Raw genomic sequence first — 17786 nt, 5'->3', positions numbered from 1 at the left:
GTGAACGTCCTCATTGTCTACGCCCATCCGGAACCCAAATCCTTCAATGGCGCCATGAAGGACCTTGCCGTCGAGACTTTAACCGCTGCCGGTCACGATGTCGTCGTGAGCGATCTTTACGCGATGGGCTTCAATCCCGTTGCTGGCCATGACGACTTCGAAGGGAAATCGAGCAATCCGGAATTTTTCAGCCTTCCGATTGAGCAAACCAAAGCCTGCGAGAAGGGAACGACAGCGCCTGACATCGCGGCGGAAATGGAAAAGCTGAAGCGCGCCGACTTGGTGATTTTTCAGTTCCCCGTTTGGTGGTTCGGTATGCCGGGACTCCTTAAGGGCTGGGCGGACCGAGTTTTTGCGCGCGGCTTCGCTTATCTCCCTGGGCGCAAGTACGACACCGGCATGTTCAAGGGCAAGACGGCCATGGTCGCTGCGACAACCGGGACCTCGGCTGACACTTACGCTCCGGACGGGATCGACGGCGATATCCTGACGGTACTGTGGCCGATCCATAACGGACTTCTGCGATACAGCGGCTTCGACGTTCTGCCACCCTTCGTCGCCCACATGCCCGGCCGCGTCGGTGAGGATGGCCGCCAGGCTTATCTCGAAGCTTACAAGAAGCGGCTTGGCGAATTCGAAACGACCCCACGCCTATTCTTCCATCCGAGGGAGGACTATGGCGCGAACGAGCGTTTGAAGCCGGGTGTCCTCGCCCGCTCCGGTGTTCAGCGCAATGTTTGAGGGCGCCCGACCGCTTGAGGGTTTGTTCGTCGTTTCGATCGAACAGGCCGTTGCCGCCCCGCTTTGCACAGTGCGGCTCGCCGATGCCGGTGCCCGCGTCGTCAAGATCGAGCGTCCGGAAGGTGAAACGGCGAGGCACTACGATTCGACCGTGGGGGGCATGTCCGCCTATTTCGTCTGGCTGAATCGCGGCAAGGAGAGCACTGCGCTCGATCTCAAATCCGAGACCGATTTGGCGCTGCTCAATCGCATGGTCGCCAAGGCGGATGTCCTCGTACAGAACCTGGCACCGGGTGCCATCGGCCGGCTCGGCCTGTCCGCCGAGGCAATCGCCGAACGTTACCCGCGCCTCATCGCCGTAAACATTGTCGGTTATGGCCAGGATACCGACTATGCCGCCATGCGGGCCTACGACATGCTGGTGCAGGCGGAAAGTGGACTTTGCTCCGTCACCGGAACGCCAGACACACCGAGCAAGATTGGCGTGTCTGCAGCCGACATCGCCACGGGAATGAATGCACACGCAGCGATCCTGGAAGCCCTGCTCGCCCGAGATAAGACGGGCCGCGGACGGGTGATCGAGATTGCCATGTTCGACGGTATGGCCGATTGGATGGCTGTGCCGCTTCTACACTACGAGCATGCGGGGCGTGAGACCGAACGCTACGGCCTCGCGCATGCATCTATCTATCCCTATAGGCCATATGCGTGCGGGGACGGCGGCGCCATCGTCGTGTCCATTCAGCAAAACAGCGAATGGAAGCGGTTCTGCAATGCAGTCTTGCAACGTCCCGATCTCACTGACGATGTACGGTTTGCAACCAATGCCCTTCGCGTCGCCAACCGGGAAGGGCTCGACAGCGAAATCGAGCCGATCTTCGCGGCGATTGACAGCGACGAGGCGATTCGAAGGCTCGACGCGGCGCAAAATGCTTGGGGCCGAGTGACGGAGATCCGCGACCTGCCAAGGCATAAAGCTTTGCGCCGAATAGAGGTCAGTCTCCCGGACGGAAAACGCGTGAGTGTCCCAAAACCGGCGATACGATCAGCCGGTTTTGAGGACGTGCCGGCGGTGCCTGCCCTCGGAGCCCACACGGATCGTATCCGTACTGAGTTTGCTTGAGGAGGAATTCCCATGGAATTGCAGGACACTGCCGAATTGCAGGCCTGGGTCGGCCGGTCGGTCGAGGCGGAGGATGTCGTGACCCCGCGTCTGATCGAAAGTTTTCGTGCGACGCTTTCGCCGCACGCAGCTCTTACGACTTCGGATGCAACGCCGCTCGGACTTCACTGGTGCCTTGCTCCAGAAATCGCTGAGACTGACGAGCTCGGGCCTGATGGACATCCCCCAAAGGGTGGCTTCCTCCCACCGGTACCTCTGCCACGCCGGATGTGGGCGGCAAGCGACCTCACATTCAATGGCGCGATCGGACCTGGAGAGCTAGTGCGGCGCCGTTCGACCATACGCAAGGTGGAGGAAAAGCAAGGGCGCTCCGGCTCACTTTTCTTTGTCACAGTACGGCATGAAATAAGTACCGGGGCCGAGCCCGTCATCGACGAAGACCAGACCATCGTCTATCGCGAAGCCGCCGCTCCAGGCAGTCCCCCAGCTCTGGCGCCCGCTGCCCTACCCCCTGCTCCGCATGAGCGACCGGTCGACGTCAACCCGGTCCTGCTTTTCCGCTATTCAGCACTGACATTTAACGGGCACCGGATCCACTACGATCTCCCCTATGCCACTGAGATCGAACACTACCCTGGCCTTGTTATCCATGGGCCGCTTCAGGCGACGCTGCTTTTGAATTTCGCCGCCACGATCGGCGACCGGCCGCCCCGGCGCTTCTCCTTCCGGGGCACCAATCCGGCGACCGGCGCGCAGACGCTAACCTTGCGGGGAACACCCGGCGAAGACGGCGCCCTCGCTCTGGAAGTCCAGAGTGGCCACGGCAACGTGACGATGGAGGCCACGGCGCAATGGTAGATTTTCGTCCGCCTGTCGCCCCGCTCTTCGTGCCGGCCTCGCGACCGGATCGGTTTCACAAGGCCGATGAAAGCGGCGCGGATGCGATCATCCTCGATCTGGAAGACGCCGTCGCCCCAACTGACAAGGAGCGCGCTCGGGATGCTGTCATAGGCCACCTTGCAGGCCTGAAATCTCCAGTCATCGTTCGCATCAATGCCTCTGGCACGCCTTGGCACGAAGGAGACCTGGAAGCGCTTACAGGTCTCAAAGACGTGACCATCATGCTGCCCAAGGCCGAGCGGCCCGAGGAAATAACGAATGCCGTTCTGCGTATCGGCCGGAGCGTTCCCGTTATCGCACTCATAGAAACTGCGGTCGGTCTCGCCCGGCTACCCGACCTCTTGAGTGTAGAAAACGTGGTCATGGCGGCATTCGGGTCAGTGGATTTTTCGCTGGATCTTGGCTGCGCGCATGAGCGCATGGCACTCCTTAACGCTCGCAGCGAGATTGTCTGGCGGTCGCGCGCGGCCAGACGCGCGGCGCCGCTCGACGGGGTGACGACCGACCTTTCAAACCCGGAAATGACAAAAGACGATGTACGTCACGCGGCGGCACTCGGCTTTGGCGGAAAGCTCGCGATCCATCCGAAACAGGTCGAACAGATCAGGCAAGCGTACCGTCCGGACGAACAGACCGTCACATGGGCGTGCAACATCGTCTCTAAAACGGCCTCCGGTGAAGCAATCCAGGTGAACGGAGAGATGGTTGATCGCCCTGTCATGGCGCGCGCACGCCTTATCCTGTCGAGAGCCGATATCGAAACCTAACTCTGATCGCTCCGTTTTTTGATCGATGGAATGCGCGTTCGTATCGGGTGAAAACTGACGAGTTTCGAATACATGGCACTCTGTCGAAAGCCATTCTGAGATCGGGAACCGGCTGGATCTGATCGCCTCGGATCGAGAGGATATCGGAGACCAGGCCGACGACGCTACGTCCCACTTCCGCGACGACGATCGCACTGCGGGTCGTATCGATATTGCTGCGGACGCCGAGCCGAGCAGGTTCATGACGCCGATAGCGTCCCGCGGGGATGGGCAGCGACGTGGCCGCTGCCCATCTCCGGATTTCCCGGATCGAGGTGGTCTTGATGCAGAACTGCTAATCGCCAAGATGTAAGGCTGTTTTACCGGACAGCACTTTTGGGCGCGCGGATACTTCGTATCGACGGTGGGCCGATTGTTGATGGCTCCATAGACAGGCTGCGCGCGTTTCGCGCATCGTAACAAATCATAACGTGAAAAGACACTCCGCAACATCGGGCTAACCCATAGTGAAGCCCATGAGTCGGCCAAACGCCTTGCGATCGCCGCTCTTTTGCTAACCAAAGATGAGGCTTCCTTTATGCGTTTCAAGCTATTCGCTTTCGCCGCTCTGGCGCTCACTTCCACCGTACCAGCCCTGGCAGCCGATGCGGTGTATGAGCAGCCCCTGCTCCCTCCCGAGCAGCAAACCTATTCGACTTATGACTGGTCCGGCTTCTATCTCGGTGCTCAAGGTGGATACTCGTGGAACCAGGCAACCATTCTAGGCTCGGACCAGGATATTGACAGTGGATCCTTCGGCGCCCATGCGGGGTACAATTTCCAGTATGGAAATATCGTTTACGGTATCGAAAACGACTTCAATTACAACTTCGAAGACGGCGGCGAAGCCAATCTTGAATGGGACGCGTCCGGCCGCGGCCGAGTGGGCTATGCCTGGGATCGTACATTGTTCTTCGCTACGGCAGGTATCGCTGCAGCTGGCGGCAAGGTCGATGTACCTGGCGTCGGCAAGAAAGATGATATTCTGATCGGGTGGACGGCCGGGGGTGGCGTCGAGCACGCCGTTACCGACAATATCCTGGTGCGTGGCGAGTATCGATATTCCGATTTCGGCAACAAGGACTTCGGCTCAGGCATTGGCGATTTCGGTGCAACTCAGCAGAAGGTTCTGTTCGGAGCCAGCTACAAGTTCTGAAGATTTAAGGCAACCTGAAGACCTCGCGCGTCGCGGCCTACGATACGATTCTAAAGTTACCGACTTCGCCAAGCAACATGGTGAAGTCGGTAACTTTGTGCATAGCATCCGGCAGCTGTAATGGCCACATAAGTCGCCGGGAACGATCTCCCACTTAGTAAGTGAGCGAGGTAATCTTCACATTATGAGCAGTCACAACTCGGAGATAGAAGTGCGGTCCGGCTTGAAGCGCCGTCGCCGTTGGTCGCCGGCCCAGAAGCTTGCCATCGCAAGGAAACGTATGAGCCAGATGTGACGGTTAGCGTCGTTGAGAGCTGGCTCGGTTTGTCTGAACAGTTCGTGGCGTTTCGTTAAGGACAGTTCGCAGAATAACCGCTACGTGTTTCTTGGGGTGATGGTGTAGTTCCACTCTGGATGGAAGGCGTCGCCTTTGACATGGAGGCCTGCCATCTGGGCATCGGAGACCTTGACGCCTTTGTGGTAGGTGCGGGTGTCGAGGGCGCATTCGACCTTGAGGCCGGTCTTTGTCGTGGTGGCACCGATCAGTTCGACCACGGCCAGGCGGCTTTCGAGCGGGCGGCCGCGCCAGTTCTGGGTAATGTGGCAGAACAGGCGGTGTTCGATCTTGTTCCACTTGGAGGTGCCGGGCGGATACAGGAATAACCGTATTCCACGTGGTAGCCGCCTTTTGCAGACTGCCACAGCACCTGAAGCGCGCCCGGCATCGTGCCTGCCGCGCACATTGCAACGGTTTTTTTCGTGGCTACCCGCTGCACGGCGCCGATCACCTGGGCGTCGGTGGGAAGATAGTTGGTCAAATCGACTTCCGGCGCGGCAGTGACCTTACTCACCGTCTGGTGCCAATTGTTCCGGGATTCGGCGTCGAAAGACGGCGCCCTATGATCCTCCAGCAGAGCGGAAAGCCTCTCCAGCGTCACCCTGGCATCACCAACGAGGGGCATTGCGCCATGCTTTGTCGCATCATAGCCATGCAGGTTGATGGAGACGAGCTTCCGTTCCTGGTTCGTGAACAAGGCCCAGGATCCCGTCGTGAAATCCTGAAAGCGCGTGCCGACGCCAATCACCAGGTCGGCTTTCGCGCAAAGACGGTTGGCGCATTCCGAGCCGGTAACGCCGGGCGAGCCGAAATTGTAGGCGTTTTCCCACGAGGTCGCGCCCTTGCCGGCTTGTGTCTCGACGAAGGGGATATTGTGCTGTTCCACGAAGGCAGCGAGAACGTCCTCGGCGCCGGAATAAAGAACACCGCCGCCTGAAATGACGACCGGGCTCTTCGCCGCCCGGATCATCGCAACCACGTCATCGAGCTCTCGGCGATCAGGTTCCGGGCGGCGAACACGCCAGACCTTTGGCTCAAAAAACTTTTCCGGATAATCGTAGGCATCGGCCTGCACATCTTGGCAGAAAGCGAGGCATACCGGTCCGCAATTCGCCGGATCCGTCATGACGGACAGCGCGCGAGGCAACGCGGTCAGCAGATGCTCCGGCCGGGCGATGCGGTCAAAGTAACGGACTACCGGTCGGAAGGCGTCATTCGCACTGACCGTGCCATCGTCAAAATCCTCGATCTGCTGCAGCACCGGGTCGGGGCGGCGGTTGGCGAAGATATCGCCGGGAATGAACAAGACCGGCAGACGATTGACATGCCCCAGAGCTGCCGCTGTCACCATATTGGTCGCACCGGGTCCAATGGAGCTGGTCACCGCATGCGCCCGCTTGCGTCGCTTCGTTTTGGCATAGGCAATGGCAGCGTGAGCCATAGTCTGCTCGTTCTGGCCACGCCAGGTCGGTAGCTTGTCGCCGATCCCATGCAGCGCTTCTCCCAGGCCCGCCACATTACCGTGCCCGAAAATGGCCCAGACGCCCTCGATGAAGCGCTCGCCGTCTTCAGTCATCTGCACTGAAAGCCATTTGACCAGCGCCTGCGCGGCGGTGAGCTTGATTGTCTTGGTCATGCTGTCTTCTCCCGTGCGGCTGCCCTTGCCTTGTCCCAAACCGAACACAGGCGTCGATAGCGCTTTGCCATTTCGCCGACGGCTTCGTCGTCTTGCATTTCATTTTTCATCCAGCTGCGTGCGACATCGCCAAAAATCGTCCGACCAACGGCAAAGCCTTTGACAAGATCGAAACCGGCGGCGACCTCGAAACTCGCCGCCAGTTCGGCCTCCGGCGCATCGAGACCCAGGACGACGATCCCACGCGTATACCGGTCGTTCTTCTCGATCGCGGCAATGGTGTTCGCCCAGGCAGCGGTTGTTTTCATCGGTTCAAGCTTCCACCAGTCGGGAAAGATGCCAATGTCATAGAACTGCTGGATCAGCGTCGCCGTCGTTTCGTCATCGACCGGTCCCACCTTCGAGGGAATGATCTCAAGCAGGAATTCCAGGTTGTCGCGCCGCGATGCCTCGAAAAGGCGTTTCACCGTCGCCTCCTGATCGGAACGCATTTCAGCGTCATCATCGGGATGGCAGAAACAAAGGACCTTGACGACGTTTTCCCGTGCCCACTCGCCCAGGCCGCCATAATCACTGCCCAGTTCAGGCTCCAGCGTCAGCGGGCGCGCACCCGGCCATTCGCAGGGCCGTCCGATCCAGAGGCCGGTACCCGAGGCTTCATGCAACGCCCGCCGCCCGATGCGATTATCACACAGGATCCCGTAGCCAGATCGTCCCTCTTGAACGTCCAATGCCGCTTTGAGGCACAGCTCCTTGAAGGCGCCGCCCCGTTCAAGGGTGTAGCCCTGCATCTGCTCAAGTTGCATACGGTGGTCGAACGCAAATATCCGGTATTCAGGCCAGTCTTCCCCGTGATTGCGATGACGGTTCGTGGACCAGTGGATCTGTTCGAGCTCGCAGTCGTTGCGCAGGTCAGGTTGCTTGACCCCGCGTTCAAGGAAGAACTTCAGCTCCTCAAGCGACGGGTAGGCCGGCGTGCATCCGTGGCGAGAAACGGCAAAAGCGCCGCAGGCATTGGCGTATTCAAGAGCCGTGGGCCAGTCCGCATCTTCGAGCCACCCCTTCAGGAGCCCGGCGAAGAAGCCGTCGCCCGCGCCCAACACATTGAACACCTCAATCGGGAAGCCGGGACCGGTCTCTCCGTCTTCCAGCCTGCCCGGTATTGGGCCCACGTAGGCCGCCGCGCCGGCAGCACCGCGTTTGCATACGAGCGTAGCGTTGGACACTTTGCGAACTGCGCGCAACGCCTCAATCGTCTCGGTCGAGCCACCAGCAATGTGGAACTCTTCCTCCGTGCCGACGATCAAATCGAACAGATGCAGCGTCGTTTGCAGTTTTGCCGTCACCTTGCCGCTTTCCACAAAACGGCTCTCACCTTCACCGTGGCCGGCGACGCCCCATAGATTTGGGCGATAGTCGATGTCGAGCGCGGTACGCAACCCATGCTTGCGGGCGAGCTCCAAGGCTTTCAGAACAGCTGCCTCGGTCCGTGGGTGGCTCAGATGCGTGCCGGTCACGACGAGCGCGCGCCCCGAGGCGATGTAATCCGCATGAATGTCGTCCTCGCTGAGCGCCATATCGGCGCAATTCTCGCGATAGAAAATCAGCGGGAACTGCTCTTCGCTACGAATGCCCAGCAGGACGAGTGCCGTTAAACGCTCAGGATCGGTAGCGACCCCGCCAACATCTACGCCTTCGCGTTTAAGCTGCTCGCGAATGAACCGGCCCATGTGCTCGTCACCAACGCGGGTGATCAAACCAGATTTCAGACCGAGCCGAGCCGCGCCGCAGGCGATATTGGTGGGCGAACCGCCAATGTATTTATTGAACGAGCCCATGTCCTCGAGCCTGCCGCCGATCTGGGCTCCGTAAAGGTCGACCGAGGACCGGCCGATGGTGATGACGTCGAGTGATTTCATGTCAAGTCTCCTCGCAGACCCTCAAAAACCGGTACGCGCCAGGAAGGTCCGGCTGGCCGCCAGGTCTTCAAGAATGCCGCCGGCGTTTCGGGGGTCGCGCTCTTGTTCGATGGTGATGTATCCGCCATAGCCCAGCTCGGTAAGCAGGGCTCGGACAGTAGGGTAATCGATCGAGCCACGACCGATCGGGCACATGACCCCCTTCGCGCAGGCATCGAAGAAACGAATGCGCTCGCCCATGACGTCCTTGAAAACGTTGGCATCTATGTCTTTGAAATGAATGTAATCGACACGATCCCAGTAACGGCGAAGGGTGGCAACAGGATCCATGCCTGAATAGGCCATATGCCCGGTGTCGAGGCAGAGACCTGCCAGATCGACAGGAATATCGTTGACGATACGCTCCAGCTCGTCGGCAAATTCGATATAGCCTCCAGCATGGGGATGGATGGTGACGCGTACGCCATATTTGTCGCGCGCAAGCGTTGCGATGCTGCGGATGTTTTCCACCATCCCATCCCACGCCGTTCCATCAAGGCGTGGGGCCTGGTCAGAATGTCCCGCAGCATAGTCACGCTCGTCGTGACCCCAGTCCATGACAGTCAGATACGGTGCCGCATAGCGCTGACCTGCATGGGTTTCTGGCTTCGGCAACCGTGTAATCAACGCGCAGATCTCATTGGTCTGGCGCAGGAGGTTGTCAAGATTTGGAGGTGAAACCAGATCGTCAAAGATCGTGCCGGCGACAATCTTCAGGTCACGCTTGTTCAGCGCTTCCGAAACAAGGCCGAGGTCAAGCGGCAGATAGCCATAGGGCCCAAGCTCCAACCCCCCGAAGCCGGCGGCCTGCGCCTCATCGAGCACCTTCTCCCAATGCGGGGAGATGAGGGTTTTTCACGTCATCGACACCCCAGCAGCAGGGGGCAGTGGTGATGGTGATCGGGTTGGTCATGTCGTCCTCACGCAGGCGTGGTGCGCGGGCAGCAATCGCGGCCCGCGCCAAACCGGTCAGCGGCTGATCGTTGCTTGAAGTGCGTCAATGGACGACTGGATGCCCGCCTCGGTGGACATCGTGAAATCTTCCATTTCGAGGCTAACCCAGTCATTGTAGCCGACCATACGAACCACCGAGAAGAATTCCTTCCACCATTGCAGATCGTGGCCTGCCCCTACTGCGACGTAGTTCCAGGTCCGGTTGGCAACGTCAGTGACCTCCTTGAGTTCGAGCAGGCCGTTCACGTCGGCCAGTCCGCGTTCGATGCGAGTATCTTTGCCGTGGCAGTGATGAATCGCATCTCCGAGCGCGCGTGCCGATGCGATGGGATCCGCCCCCATCCACATCAGATGGGACGGGTCGAGGTTCATACCGACTGTCGGGCCAACCTCGTTGCGTAGGCGGAACAGGGTTTCGGGATTCCACACGAGCATCGCCGAGAAGTTTTCGAGCGCATATTTCTCGACGCCAACTTCCTTGGCAAGCTTCACCAGATCGTGCCAGAGCGGAAACGCGCGGTCTTCCCACTGGTAGCGATCACGCTCCGGCATCTCGTTCGGCCAGCTCTTGGTGTAGACGAGCCAGTTCGGCGCCATGTCACCGGGCGCCGCTTCCGGCAAACCGGACATGGTCACGATCTTCTTGACACCGATCTCACCTGCAAGCCGGATGGTTTCCTCCATCTCCTTGCGGTGGCGCTTGCCCATACCACCGGAACAGCGCAGAAGAGTGCAAAGGCAACGAGGCGCACGACCTTCCCCTTCCGGGTCGCCACCCAAGGCAGGCGATCGCTCAATGCGGGAACCAAGAAGATGAGGCTCCATACTGCGAGAGCGAGGAGGTCCGTCTTCCGGGTTATCAGTGTGACCGCGTAGACGACTGCGATCATGCCGCCCGCGCCCCCCAAAAGGGAGGAAGTGCCAAAAGCGTAGTCGTCGTTTCGCAAATTCCATACCAGTGTTGCAAGAACCGCAAAGGCGAAGATCAAGCAAAGCTGTAGGCTGGCGGACGAGGCGCCAAGCAGGGCGATAGGGGCAAATCCGAGTGCGGCGATCGCCAGTACCAGCGCACGTCTCATACCCTCCTCGCCTGTGGAAGCCTCCATATCCCGTCGCAGGATCCACATCGCGGCAAAGCCGGCAGCGGCAGCGCCCAGCACCTCGATCGGGGCTGCCCGCAAACGTGCCTCGCCGACGTACAATGCGGCCGCAACCGGCTGAAGCGCCAGCAACAAGGACGCCAGACGGGGCTTGCCTGCGAGGTCAACAATCAGACCGACGACGGCGCCGAGAAGAGCGATATAGAAGATCTTGTTGACCGCCCCCACGGGCGGAAAAGACGGAACCTTGCCGTAAGCCATGAAGTAGGAGAGGAGAAAAACCGCTGGGACAAGGAGTGCGCCCCAGACTTTCCCTACACGCAAAAGCCGGCAAACGCCGGCAAGCGCGAAAGCAGCCAGACTGACCGCCCCGATGCCGATGATTAGTGCCTCGTGGGGTGATTGTCCCATCGAAGTTATACCGGCTGGAGGGATGCGAAGGAATACAGATTCAAGGCCAGCGGCCTCGTCATGATCTCAATGCTGGCTCCACGGAAAGCATGCGCCTTCCCGTTGCAAAGCAATCCCATTCCATCCTCCCACCGATCGGCACCGTGAGCTCAATGCACAGGTACCAATTAGTCTCCTAACACCTTTAGTATTGAAATACCATTAGTTTGTCAAGCATGATGGTCCGGAAAGCCGCCGCGCGGAACCTGGGTCGCCCCCGGAATGAGCATCGAACGGAAATATCGAAAACGCCTCGGCCAGTCGTCGGGAGGCCGAAGCGACCACATTCTGAGACCCGCGTTGCCGTGGCGTCGCCGGTTGGGGGAGATGCCTGTTCCACGACTGGCCTACGAACCGTCGGCGACCTCGCCGCTCGGCGTCCGCCGCGCCTGGTGCTGGAACGGCGGCACCAGAATTTTTGCCGCGACGACGCGAAAATAGACCCATGCCCGCCCCTCCAGAAGAATTGATCTCAAAGAGTTGACACCAATGACGTTGCATTCGAGGTCAACATTACCAACCACGACTTCAGGTCCAATTTTGCCTATGGAACCAACGTCGGAAAACTCAGCCCACTTATCTTCACGGGGCTAGACTTCACATGGGGGCGCGGAATCTAATTCTCCCCGGTTACGAACCGCAACTCAAACATCAATGCGCCATCGCCTTGACGATATCGTCGGTCATTTTCTTGGCGTCGCCGAGCAGCATCATCGTGCCGTCCTTGTAGAACAGGGTGTTGTCGATGCCGGCATAGCCGGAGCCAAGCGAGCGCTTGACGAACAGGCAGGTCTTGGCCTTGTCGACATCGAGGATCGGCATGCCGTAGATCGGCGAGGTCTTGTCGTCGCGCGCCGCCGGGTTGGTGACGTCGTTGGCGCCGATGACATAGGCGACGTCGGCCTGGGCGAATTGCGAGTTGATGTCCTCCAGTTCGAACACCTCGTCATAGGGCACGTTGGCTTCGGCCAAGAGCACGTTCATATGGCCGGGCATGCGGCCGGCGACCGGATGGATGGCGTAGGTCACCTCGACGCCGTTCTTCTTCAGCGCATCGGCAAGCTCGCGCACCGCATGCTGCGCTTGGGCAACCGCCATGCCGTAACCCGGCACGATGATCACCTTGGAGGCATTGGCCATCAGGAAGGCGGCATCGTCGGCCGAGCCCTGCTTGACCGTGCGGCTGACGCCGTCATCGCTGGCGATCGCGCCATTGTCGCCGCCGAAGCCGCCGAGGATGACCGAGACGAACGAGCGGTTCATGCCCTTGCACATGATGTAGGAGAGGATCGCACCGGACGAACCGACCAGTGCGCCGGTGACGATCAGCGCCAGATTGCCGAGCGTGAAGCCGATGCCGGCCGCCGCCCAGCCGGAATAGGAGTTGAGCATCGACACGACCACCGGCATGTCGGCGCCGCCGATCGGCACGATCAGCAAGACGCCCAAGGCCAGCGACAGCGCGACGATCGCCCAGAAGTCGAAACGGCTTTCTGAAGCCGCGAGCCCGACGATGAAGAAGACGATCAGCACGACGAGCGCGATGTTGATGAGATGGCGGTAGGGCAGCATGATCGGCTTGCCCGACATTCGGCCGTCGAGCTTCAGGAAGGCGATGATCGAGCCGGTGAAGGTGATGGCGCCGATGGCGACGCCGAGCGCCATCTCGACCAGTGCCTGGGCATGGATCAAGCCGATCTCGCCGATGCCGAAGGAGGACGGCGTATAGAGCGCCGAGGCGGCCACCAGGACGGCGGCAAGGCCGACCAGCGAGTGGAAGCCGGCGACCAGCTGCGGCATCGAGGTCATGGCGATCGAGCGGGCGATATAGGCGCCTGCCCCGCCGCCGATGGCAAGGCCGACGACGATCAGGACGAACCCACCAAGCGACGGCGTGGCGAGCAACAGCGTCGTCAGAATGGCAATGCCCATGCCGGTCATGCCGAGGATATTGCCGCGCCGGCTGGTGGTCGGGTGCGACAGGCCGCGCAGCGCCACGATGAACAGCACGCCGGAGACGAGATAGAGGAAGGCTGCGATATTGGGTGACATCAGGGCCGCCTCACTTGTCTTTGCGTCTGTACATGGCGAGCATGCGCTGGGTGACCAGGAAGCCGCCGAAGATGTTGACCGAGGCAAGGATCAGCGCCACGAAGCCGAAGCCGGTGGCAAGGCCGCTTGCCGAGATACCGACCGCCAGCAGCGCGCCGACGACGATGACCGAAGAGATCGCGTTGGTGACCGCCATCAAGGGCGTGTGCAAGGCCGGCGTCACCGACCAGACGACGTAATAACCGACGAAGATCGCCAGCACGAAGATCGCCAGCTGGAAGACGAACGGGTCGATCGCCCCGCCGCTCAGCCCGTGGGCGGCGGCCCCGGCCGCATCCGGCACGTATTCGGCTGCCGTGCGCACCGCTTCGACCGCCCGGTCGAGCTCGCCGATCGCCTTGTCGAGAAGGTCATTGGCCATCAAACATCTCCCTTAGGACGGCCGCACTTCCCCCGAAGCGCCAAAGCCGCCCTCTCCAATTTTCAAGCTGTGACTGCGGCCGCAGCCGGTGCAAAATTCGGATGCACGACGGCGCCGCCATGCGTCAGCATCGTCGCCTTGACGAGTTCGTCCTCGACGTCGAGCGCCAGCGCCTTCGTCTCCTTGCCGACCATGGTCTCGAGGAAGGTGACGAGGTTCTTGGCGTAGAGCGCCGAGGCCGAGGCGGCGATGCGGCCGGGCACGTTCAGATAACCGATGACCTTGACGCCCTCGACCTCGACCACCTGGTCGGCCACCGCACCCTCGACATTGCCGCCGCGCTCGACCGCCAGATCGACGGCGACCGAGCCGGGCTTCATGGCCTTCAGCATCTCGCGGCTGATCAGCCGCGGTGCCGGACGGCCGGGGATCAGCGCCGTGGTGATGACGATGTCCTGCTTGGCCAGATGCTCGGCGGTCAGCGCCGCCTGCTTGGCCTTGTATTCGGCCGACATTTCCTTGGCGTAGCCGCCGGCGGTTTCGGCCGCCTTGAATTCCTCGTCCTCGACGGCGATGAACTTGGCGCCGAGCGAGGCGACCTGTTCCTTCGAGGCGGGACGCACGTCGGTGGCGGAGACCACGGCCCCGAGACGCCTTGCCGTGGCGATCGCCTGCAGGCCGGCGACGCCGGCGCCCATGACGAACACCTTGGCGGCCGGCACCGTGCCCGCCGCCGTCATCATCATCGGCATCGCCCGGTCGAATTCGTAGGCCGCGTCGATCACCGCCTGATAGCCGGCAAGGTTCGCCTGCGAAGACAAAACGTCCATCGACTGCGCCCGGGTGATGCGCGGCATCAGTTCCATCGCAAAGGCGGAAAGCCCGGCCTTGGCCATCTCGTCAAACGCCTCATCGTTGCCATAAGGGTCCATGATCGCCAGCACGATGGCGCCGGACTTGTAGGAAGCTACCTCGGACGACGTCGGCCGGCGCACCTTCAGGACCACATCGGCGCCGCCCGCATCCGCAATCGACCCGATCCGCGCCCCGGCCTTCTCGAACTCGCTGTCCGGAATCCGCGACAAGGTACCTGCACCCGCCTCGACGACAACCTCGAAACCAAGCGTCTTCAGCTTCTTCACGCTCTCCGGAGATGCGGCAACACGACCTTCGGATTCACTGGTTTCTTTTGGTATGAATATTCTGTGCTGCACCCGTGTTTCCTTCCGAAAGACTGCGAATTCCGATGCCGTAGATTGCGTCGGTGCAATCAATCTTCCGGCGCCAGGACGACGATCATCCCTTCAAGTTCCGGCGTGAACGGAAGTTGGCAAGAGAGGCGTGATTGCGCCTTCCGGTAATCCGAACTGTCGAGCAGTTCGTCCTCATCGACCGAAAGCTCCGGCAGACGAACGTTTATGTCGTCATCGACATAGACATGGCAGGTGGCGCAGGAACAACAGCCGCCGCAGAGCGCAAGCAGCTCGTCCAGACCTGCGTCCCGGATATGCTCCATGACCGACACTCCGAGCCGTCCCTCGACAGGAACGACCTGTCCGGTGCGTGTGATTACTGTAAATGTAGACATCTCGATCCTCCCATATAATCTGCGACGCACACCGCGCGGTGGTGGCGCCAATTCACTTGTTCGCCATCGATTTCAAAGTGACGCCTGTGTCGGCCAAAGTATCGGCAGCGATGCGCGCTTTGCCCTCAACAAGGGCGCGGCCCTCGACGTAATCTTTCACAGCGTTGACGCAGTCGAGCGCGATGACGACGCCCTCGCGGAGATAGACGACGCTGAATTTTCGCCCGTTCGGGTCACCCCTGACGACAGTCTGGTCGTATCCGCTCGATAGCCCGATCGTCTGAAGACGCAGATCGTATTGATTGGACCAGAACCAGGGAACGGCGCTGTAGGGCACCGGCTCGCCACACAATGTCTTCGTCACAGCGGTGGCCTGGTCGCTCGCATTCTGGACGGACTCGATCCGCAGGCCATGGCCGGAAACCATGCGCGCGCAGTCACCGATGGCAAACACGTTGGCGAGACTGGTGCGGCAATGGTCGTCGATGTCGACGCCGTTGCATCCAACAGCACCAGCGGCAAGTAGGGGTTCGACGCAGGGCAGAATACCGATCCCGACAATTGCCATGTCGGCAGCCAAGGTTTCGCCATCCGTGAGCCGGACACCGACCAGGCGTCCATCCTGGCCAACGAAACTCTCGATACCGGTTCCCAATCTGACATCGACGCCATGATCGCGGTGCTCCTTTTCGTAGAAACGGGAGAGAGGCTCGGCGGCCACGCGGGCAAGAACGCGGTCCATCGCCTCCAGGACGACAACTGCCTTGCCGAGTTTGGTCAGAACGGCCGCCGCCTCAAGCCCGATATAGCCGCCTCCGATGACCACCACGCGCTGCACGCTTTCAAGGTCATCGATGATCCCGTCTACATCGGCCCGATTGCGCACGGAATGGATGCCGCGAAGTTCGTGACCGGCACAGGTCATTTTGCGCGGCCGTCCTCCCGCCGCCCAGATCAGGTGCCCATAGCCGAAAGCCGCACCATTCGCACAAAAGACGCGCTTTTCTGTCGCGTCCAATCTGGTGACCTCGTTTCCGAGCAGAAGATCGATGTTCCGTGTGGCCCAGAATTCGGGTGGGCGAATGAGAATGCGTTCGAAAGGCTTTGTTCCAGCCAGATAGTCCTTGGACAGCGGTGGGCGCTCGTAGGGCAGATCGCGGTCATCGCTGACAAGGCCGATCGAGCCGGAAAAACCATGCTGGCGAAGCGAGACAGCCGCCTGAACACCGCCGTGCCCGCTGCCCACGATAAGACAATCGTAATCCATCGTCGCGCTCCTCCAAGTTGGCGCAATCTCGTATTAATCAGGTTTGATCCGGGTTTGATCGCCGGCGCTTGCTTCAGGGCCGCGTCGCGCCTATCAGGATAAAAGCCATGGTAGCCGGCGACGTGCTCTTGTTGCGCCAGGCATGACGGGTACCGCACTGAATGGCGACATCCCCCTGCCGAAGATGAACCTCCGCGCCATCGTCTAGCTCCAGCCAGATGTCACCTTCGAGCACGATGTCGTAGTCGACCGTGTCCGTCGTGTGCATACCGGGTGCCTCGCGCTCGAAGAGCTCGGCAAGCCCAGGCAGATGTTGGCGCTGCTCGGCGTCGGCGGCGATCGGGTCGAAGGACGGATCGGCCATGACGGACTCCGGCGGAAAGCGCACGATCATCAACCGTGTCTCGCCCGAAGCAGGCGGTATGCTGATTCCAGGAAAAGACGGATCCGTCGCATCAAACGGAAGACTGAACTGCGAGGGCGTCGCCCAGCAGACAGACGTCATGAAGCCGGGGATGGACTGATGTAGATGGGCGTTCGGGACCGCGCCGTCGCTGACGAAGACGGACTTGCCGGCACGGATACCTGTGACCACGCGACGTGGCACTCTGGTGCTGATATCAGTCGACATAAACAAGCCCCTCCTGCAGCAGTTTGGGGCGCATATTGTTCACGTCGAGACTGAGTTCGCCGGCCGCATAGCGCTGGCGCTTCTCCTCCTCCATCCGCTCCCGGTCACGCGCCTTCGCCAAGACATCCGCGGCGCTCTCCGCCGGCACAACGCAGACACCATCATCGTCCGCGACGATCACATCGCCCGGCCGGACGAGACATCCGGCGCAAACAATCGGAACCTGTACGTTTGCCAGGGTCTCCTTGACGGTCCCTTGCGCGGAAACCGTCTTGGACCATACGGGAAATCCCATTTCGGTCAGAGTGGCGATATCGCGAACGCCTGCGTCGATGACCAGGCCGCGAATGCCGCGCGCTATTGCGGACGTCGCAAGCAGATCACCGAAATAGCCGTCGTCGCAAGGTGAGGTCGGCGAAACGACGAGAATATCACCTGGGTGGGCTTGCTCGAGCGCCACGTGGATCATCCAGTTATCCCCCGGGGTGACCTCGCAGGTCAGCGCGTTGCCGGCAATCTTCACGGGGCGATAGATCGGGCGCAGCGAGGAGGCCAGCAGCCCTTTTCGCCCTTGCGCCTCATGAACCGTCGCGACACCCAGCTCGCCAAGACCACGAACAATGGCGTCCTCTGTCCGCGCCACGTTTCTAACTACCTTCGCCATGT

General features: G+C 60.6%; 15 protein-coding genes and 5 pseudogenes. 6 read left to right on the top strand and 14 right to left on the bottom strand.

Translation table 11 applies throughout. From position 1 onward, the window contains the following. The 6 genes and pseudogenes from ACSQ3F_RS22265 to ACSQ3F_RS22240 form a co-directional block, all read left to right on the top strand. A complete protein-coding gene (locus ACSQ3F_RS22265; RefSeq protein ID WP_436102420.1) occupies positions 1-741 on the top strand; it encodes an NAD(P)H-dependent oxidoreductase in 741 nt (246 codons plus the stop codon). Beyond that, positions 734-1864 carry a CaiB/BaiF CoA transferase family protein gene (locus ACSQ3F_RS22260; protein ID WP_436102419.1) on the top strand — a complete coding sequence of 377 codons (1131 nt, stop codon included), beginning with the start codon at positions 734-736 and terminating at the stop codon, positions 1862-1864. Before ACSQ3F_RS22265 ends, ACSQ3F_RS22260 begins: the two co-directional genes overlap by 8 nt. A gap of 12 nt (positions 1865-1876) precedes the next feature. After that, entirely contained in the window at positions 1877-2722 is an 846-nt protein-coding gene (locus ACSQ3F_RS22255; protein ID WP_436102418.1) for an FAS1-like dehydratase domain-containing protein, read from the top strand. Continuing rightward, on the top strand, positions 2716-3531 hold the full coding sequence (locus tag ACSQ3F_RS22250) for an HpcH/HpaI aldolase/citrate lyase family protein (protein WP_436102417.1): 816 nt from the start codon (positions 2716-2718) through the stop codon (positions 3529-3531). Before ACSQ3F_RS22255 ends, ACSQ3F_RS22250 begins: the two co-directional genes overlap by 7 nt. Positions 3532-4108: 577 nt before the next feature. After that, entirely contained in the window at positions 4109-4726 is a 618-nt protein-coding gene (locus ACSQ3F_RS22245) for an outer membrane protein (protein WP_436102416.1), read from the top strand. Positions 4727-4910: 184 nt separating this feature from the next. After that, positions 4911-5053 (top strand): annotated as a pseudogene (locus tag ACSQ3F_RS22240) (transposase); the annotation flags it as partial. Between the two features lie 48 nt (positions 5054-5101). Here ACSQ3F_RS22240 and ACSQ3F_RS22235 read toward each other — a convergent pair. The 14 genes and pseudogenes from ACSQ3F_RS22235 to ACSQ3F_RS22170 all read right to left on the bottom strand — a co-directional run. Beyond that, positions 5102-5377, bottom strand: a pseudogene (locus tag ACSQ3F_RS22235) (ISAzo13-like element transposase-related protein); the annotation flags it as partial. Beyond that, positions 5377-6699: pseudogene (locus ACSQ3F_RS22230) on the bottom strand (thiamine pyrophosphate-binding protein); the annotation flags it as partial. The pseudogenes ACSQ3F_RS22235 and ACSQ3F_RS22230, both read right to left, overlap by 1 nt. Further along, positions 6696-8618, bottom strand: coding sequence for a bifunctional 5-dehydro-2-deoxygluconokinase/5-dehydro-2-deoxyphosphogluconate aldolase (locus tag ACSQ3F_RS22225; protein ID WP_436102415.1), 1923 nt, complete (start codon positions 8616-8618; stop codon positions 6696-6698). The gene ACSQ3F_RS22225 and the pseudogene ACSQ3F_RS22230, both read right to left, overlap by 4 nt. A gap of 21 nt (positions 8619-8639) precedes the next feature. Beyond that, a pseudogene (locus tag ACSQ3F_RS22220) lies at positions 8640-9570 on the bottom strand (TIM barrel protein). A 56-nt stretch (positions 9571-9626) separates the two neighbouring features. After that, positions 9627-10325 (bottom strand): annotated as a pseudogene (locus ACSQ3F_RS22215) (sugar phosphate isomerase/epimerase family protein); the annotation flags it as partial. Then, positions 10244-11122 carry a hypothetical protein gene (locus tag ACSQ3F_RS22210; protein ID WP_436102414.1) on the bottom strand — a complete coding sequence of 293 codons (879 nt, stop codon included), beginning with the start codon at positions 11120-11122 and terminating at the stop codon, positions 10244-10246. The gene ACSQ3F_RS22210 and the pseudogene ACSQ3F_RS22215, both read right to left, overlap by 82 nt. Before the next feature lie 386 nt (positions 11123-11508). Next, positions 11509-11637 (bottom strand): hypothetical protein, encoded by a 129-nt coding sequence (locus ACSQ3F_RS22205; RefSeq protein WP_436102413.1) that lies wholly within the window; start codon positions 11635-11637, stop codon positions 11509-11511. Between the two features lie 175 nt (positions 11638-11812). Continuing rightward, positions 11813-13213 (bottom strand): NAD(P)(+) transhydrogenase (Re/Si-specific) subunit beta, encoded by a 1401-nt coding sequence (locus ACSQ3F_RS22200; RefSeq protein ID WP_436102412.1) that lies wholly within the window; start codon positions 13211-13213, stop codon positions 11813-11815. Positions 13214-13223: 10 nt separating this feature from the next. Next, entirely contained in the window at positions 13224-13634 is a 411-nt protein-coding gene (locus ACSQ3F_RS22195) for a proton-translocating transhydrogenase family protein (protein ID WP_436099995.1), read from the bottom strand. A 62-nt stretch (positions 13635-13696) separates the two neighbouring features. After that, entirely contained in the window at positions 13697-14836 is a 1140-nt protein-coding gene (locus ACSQ3F_RS22190) for a Re/Si-specific NAD(P)(+) transhydrogenase subunit alpha (protein ID WP_436102824.1), read from the bottom strand. A gap of 68 nt (positions 14837-14904) precedes the next feature. Then, positions 14905-15222 (bottom strand): 2Fe-2S iron-sulfur cluster-binding protein, encoded by a 318-nt coding sequence (locus ACSQ3F_RS22185; RefSeq protein WP_436102411.1) that lies wholly within the window; start codon positions 15220-15222, stop codon positions 14905-14907. Positions 15223-15274: 52 nt separating this feature from the next. Beyond that, positions 15275-16489 (bottom strand): NAD(P)/FAD-dependent oxidoreductase, encoded by a 1215-nt coding sequence (locus tag ACSQ3F_RS22180; RefSeq protein WP_436102410.1) that lies wholly within the window; start codon positions 16487-16489, stop codon positions 15275-15277. A gap of 73 nt (positions 16490-16562) precedes the next feature. Beyond that, positions 16563-17120 carry a cupin domain-containing protein gene (locus ACSQ3F_RS22175; RefSeq protein ID WP_436102409.1) on the bottom strand — a complete coding sequence of 186 codons (558 nt, stop codon included), beginning with the start codon at positions 17118-17120 and terminating at the stop codon, positions 16563-16565. Continuing rightward, complete coding sequence (locus tag ACSQ3F_RS22170) at positions 17110-17784, bottom strand: 4-carboxy-4-hydroxy-2-oxoadipate aldolase/oxaloacetate decarboxylase (protein ID WP_436102408.1); 675 nt, start codon at positions 17782-17784, stop codon at positions 17110-17112. Before ACSQ3F_RS22170 ends, ACSQ3F_RS22175 begins: the two co-directional genes overlap by 11 nt. Positions 17785-17786: the final 2 nt, after the last annotated feature.

It is taken from the genome of Pararhizobium sp. LjRoot238, assembly GCF_964252955.1.
Taxonomy (GTDB): domain Bacteria; phylum Pseudomonadota; class Alphaproteobacteria; order Rhizobiales; family Rhizobiaceae; genus Pararhizobium.
Note: the sequence above shows the minus strand (reverse complement) of the source record. Positions and strands in the feature narration are given on the sequence as shown.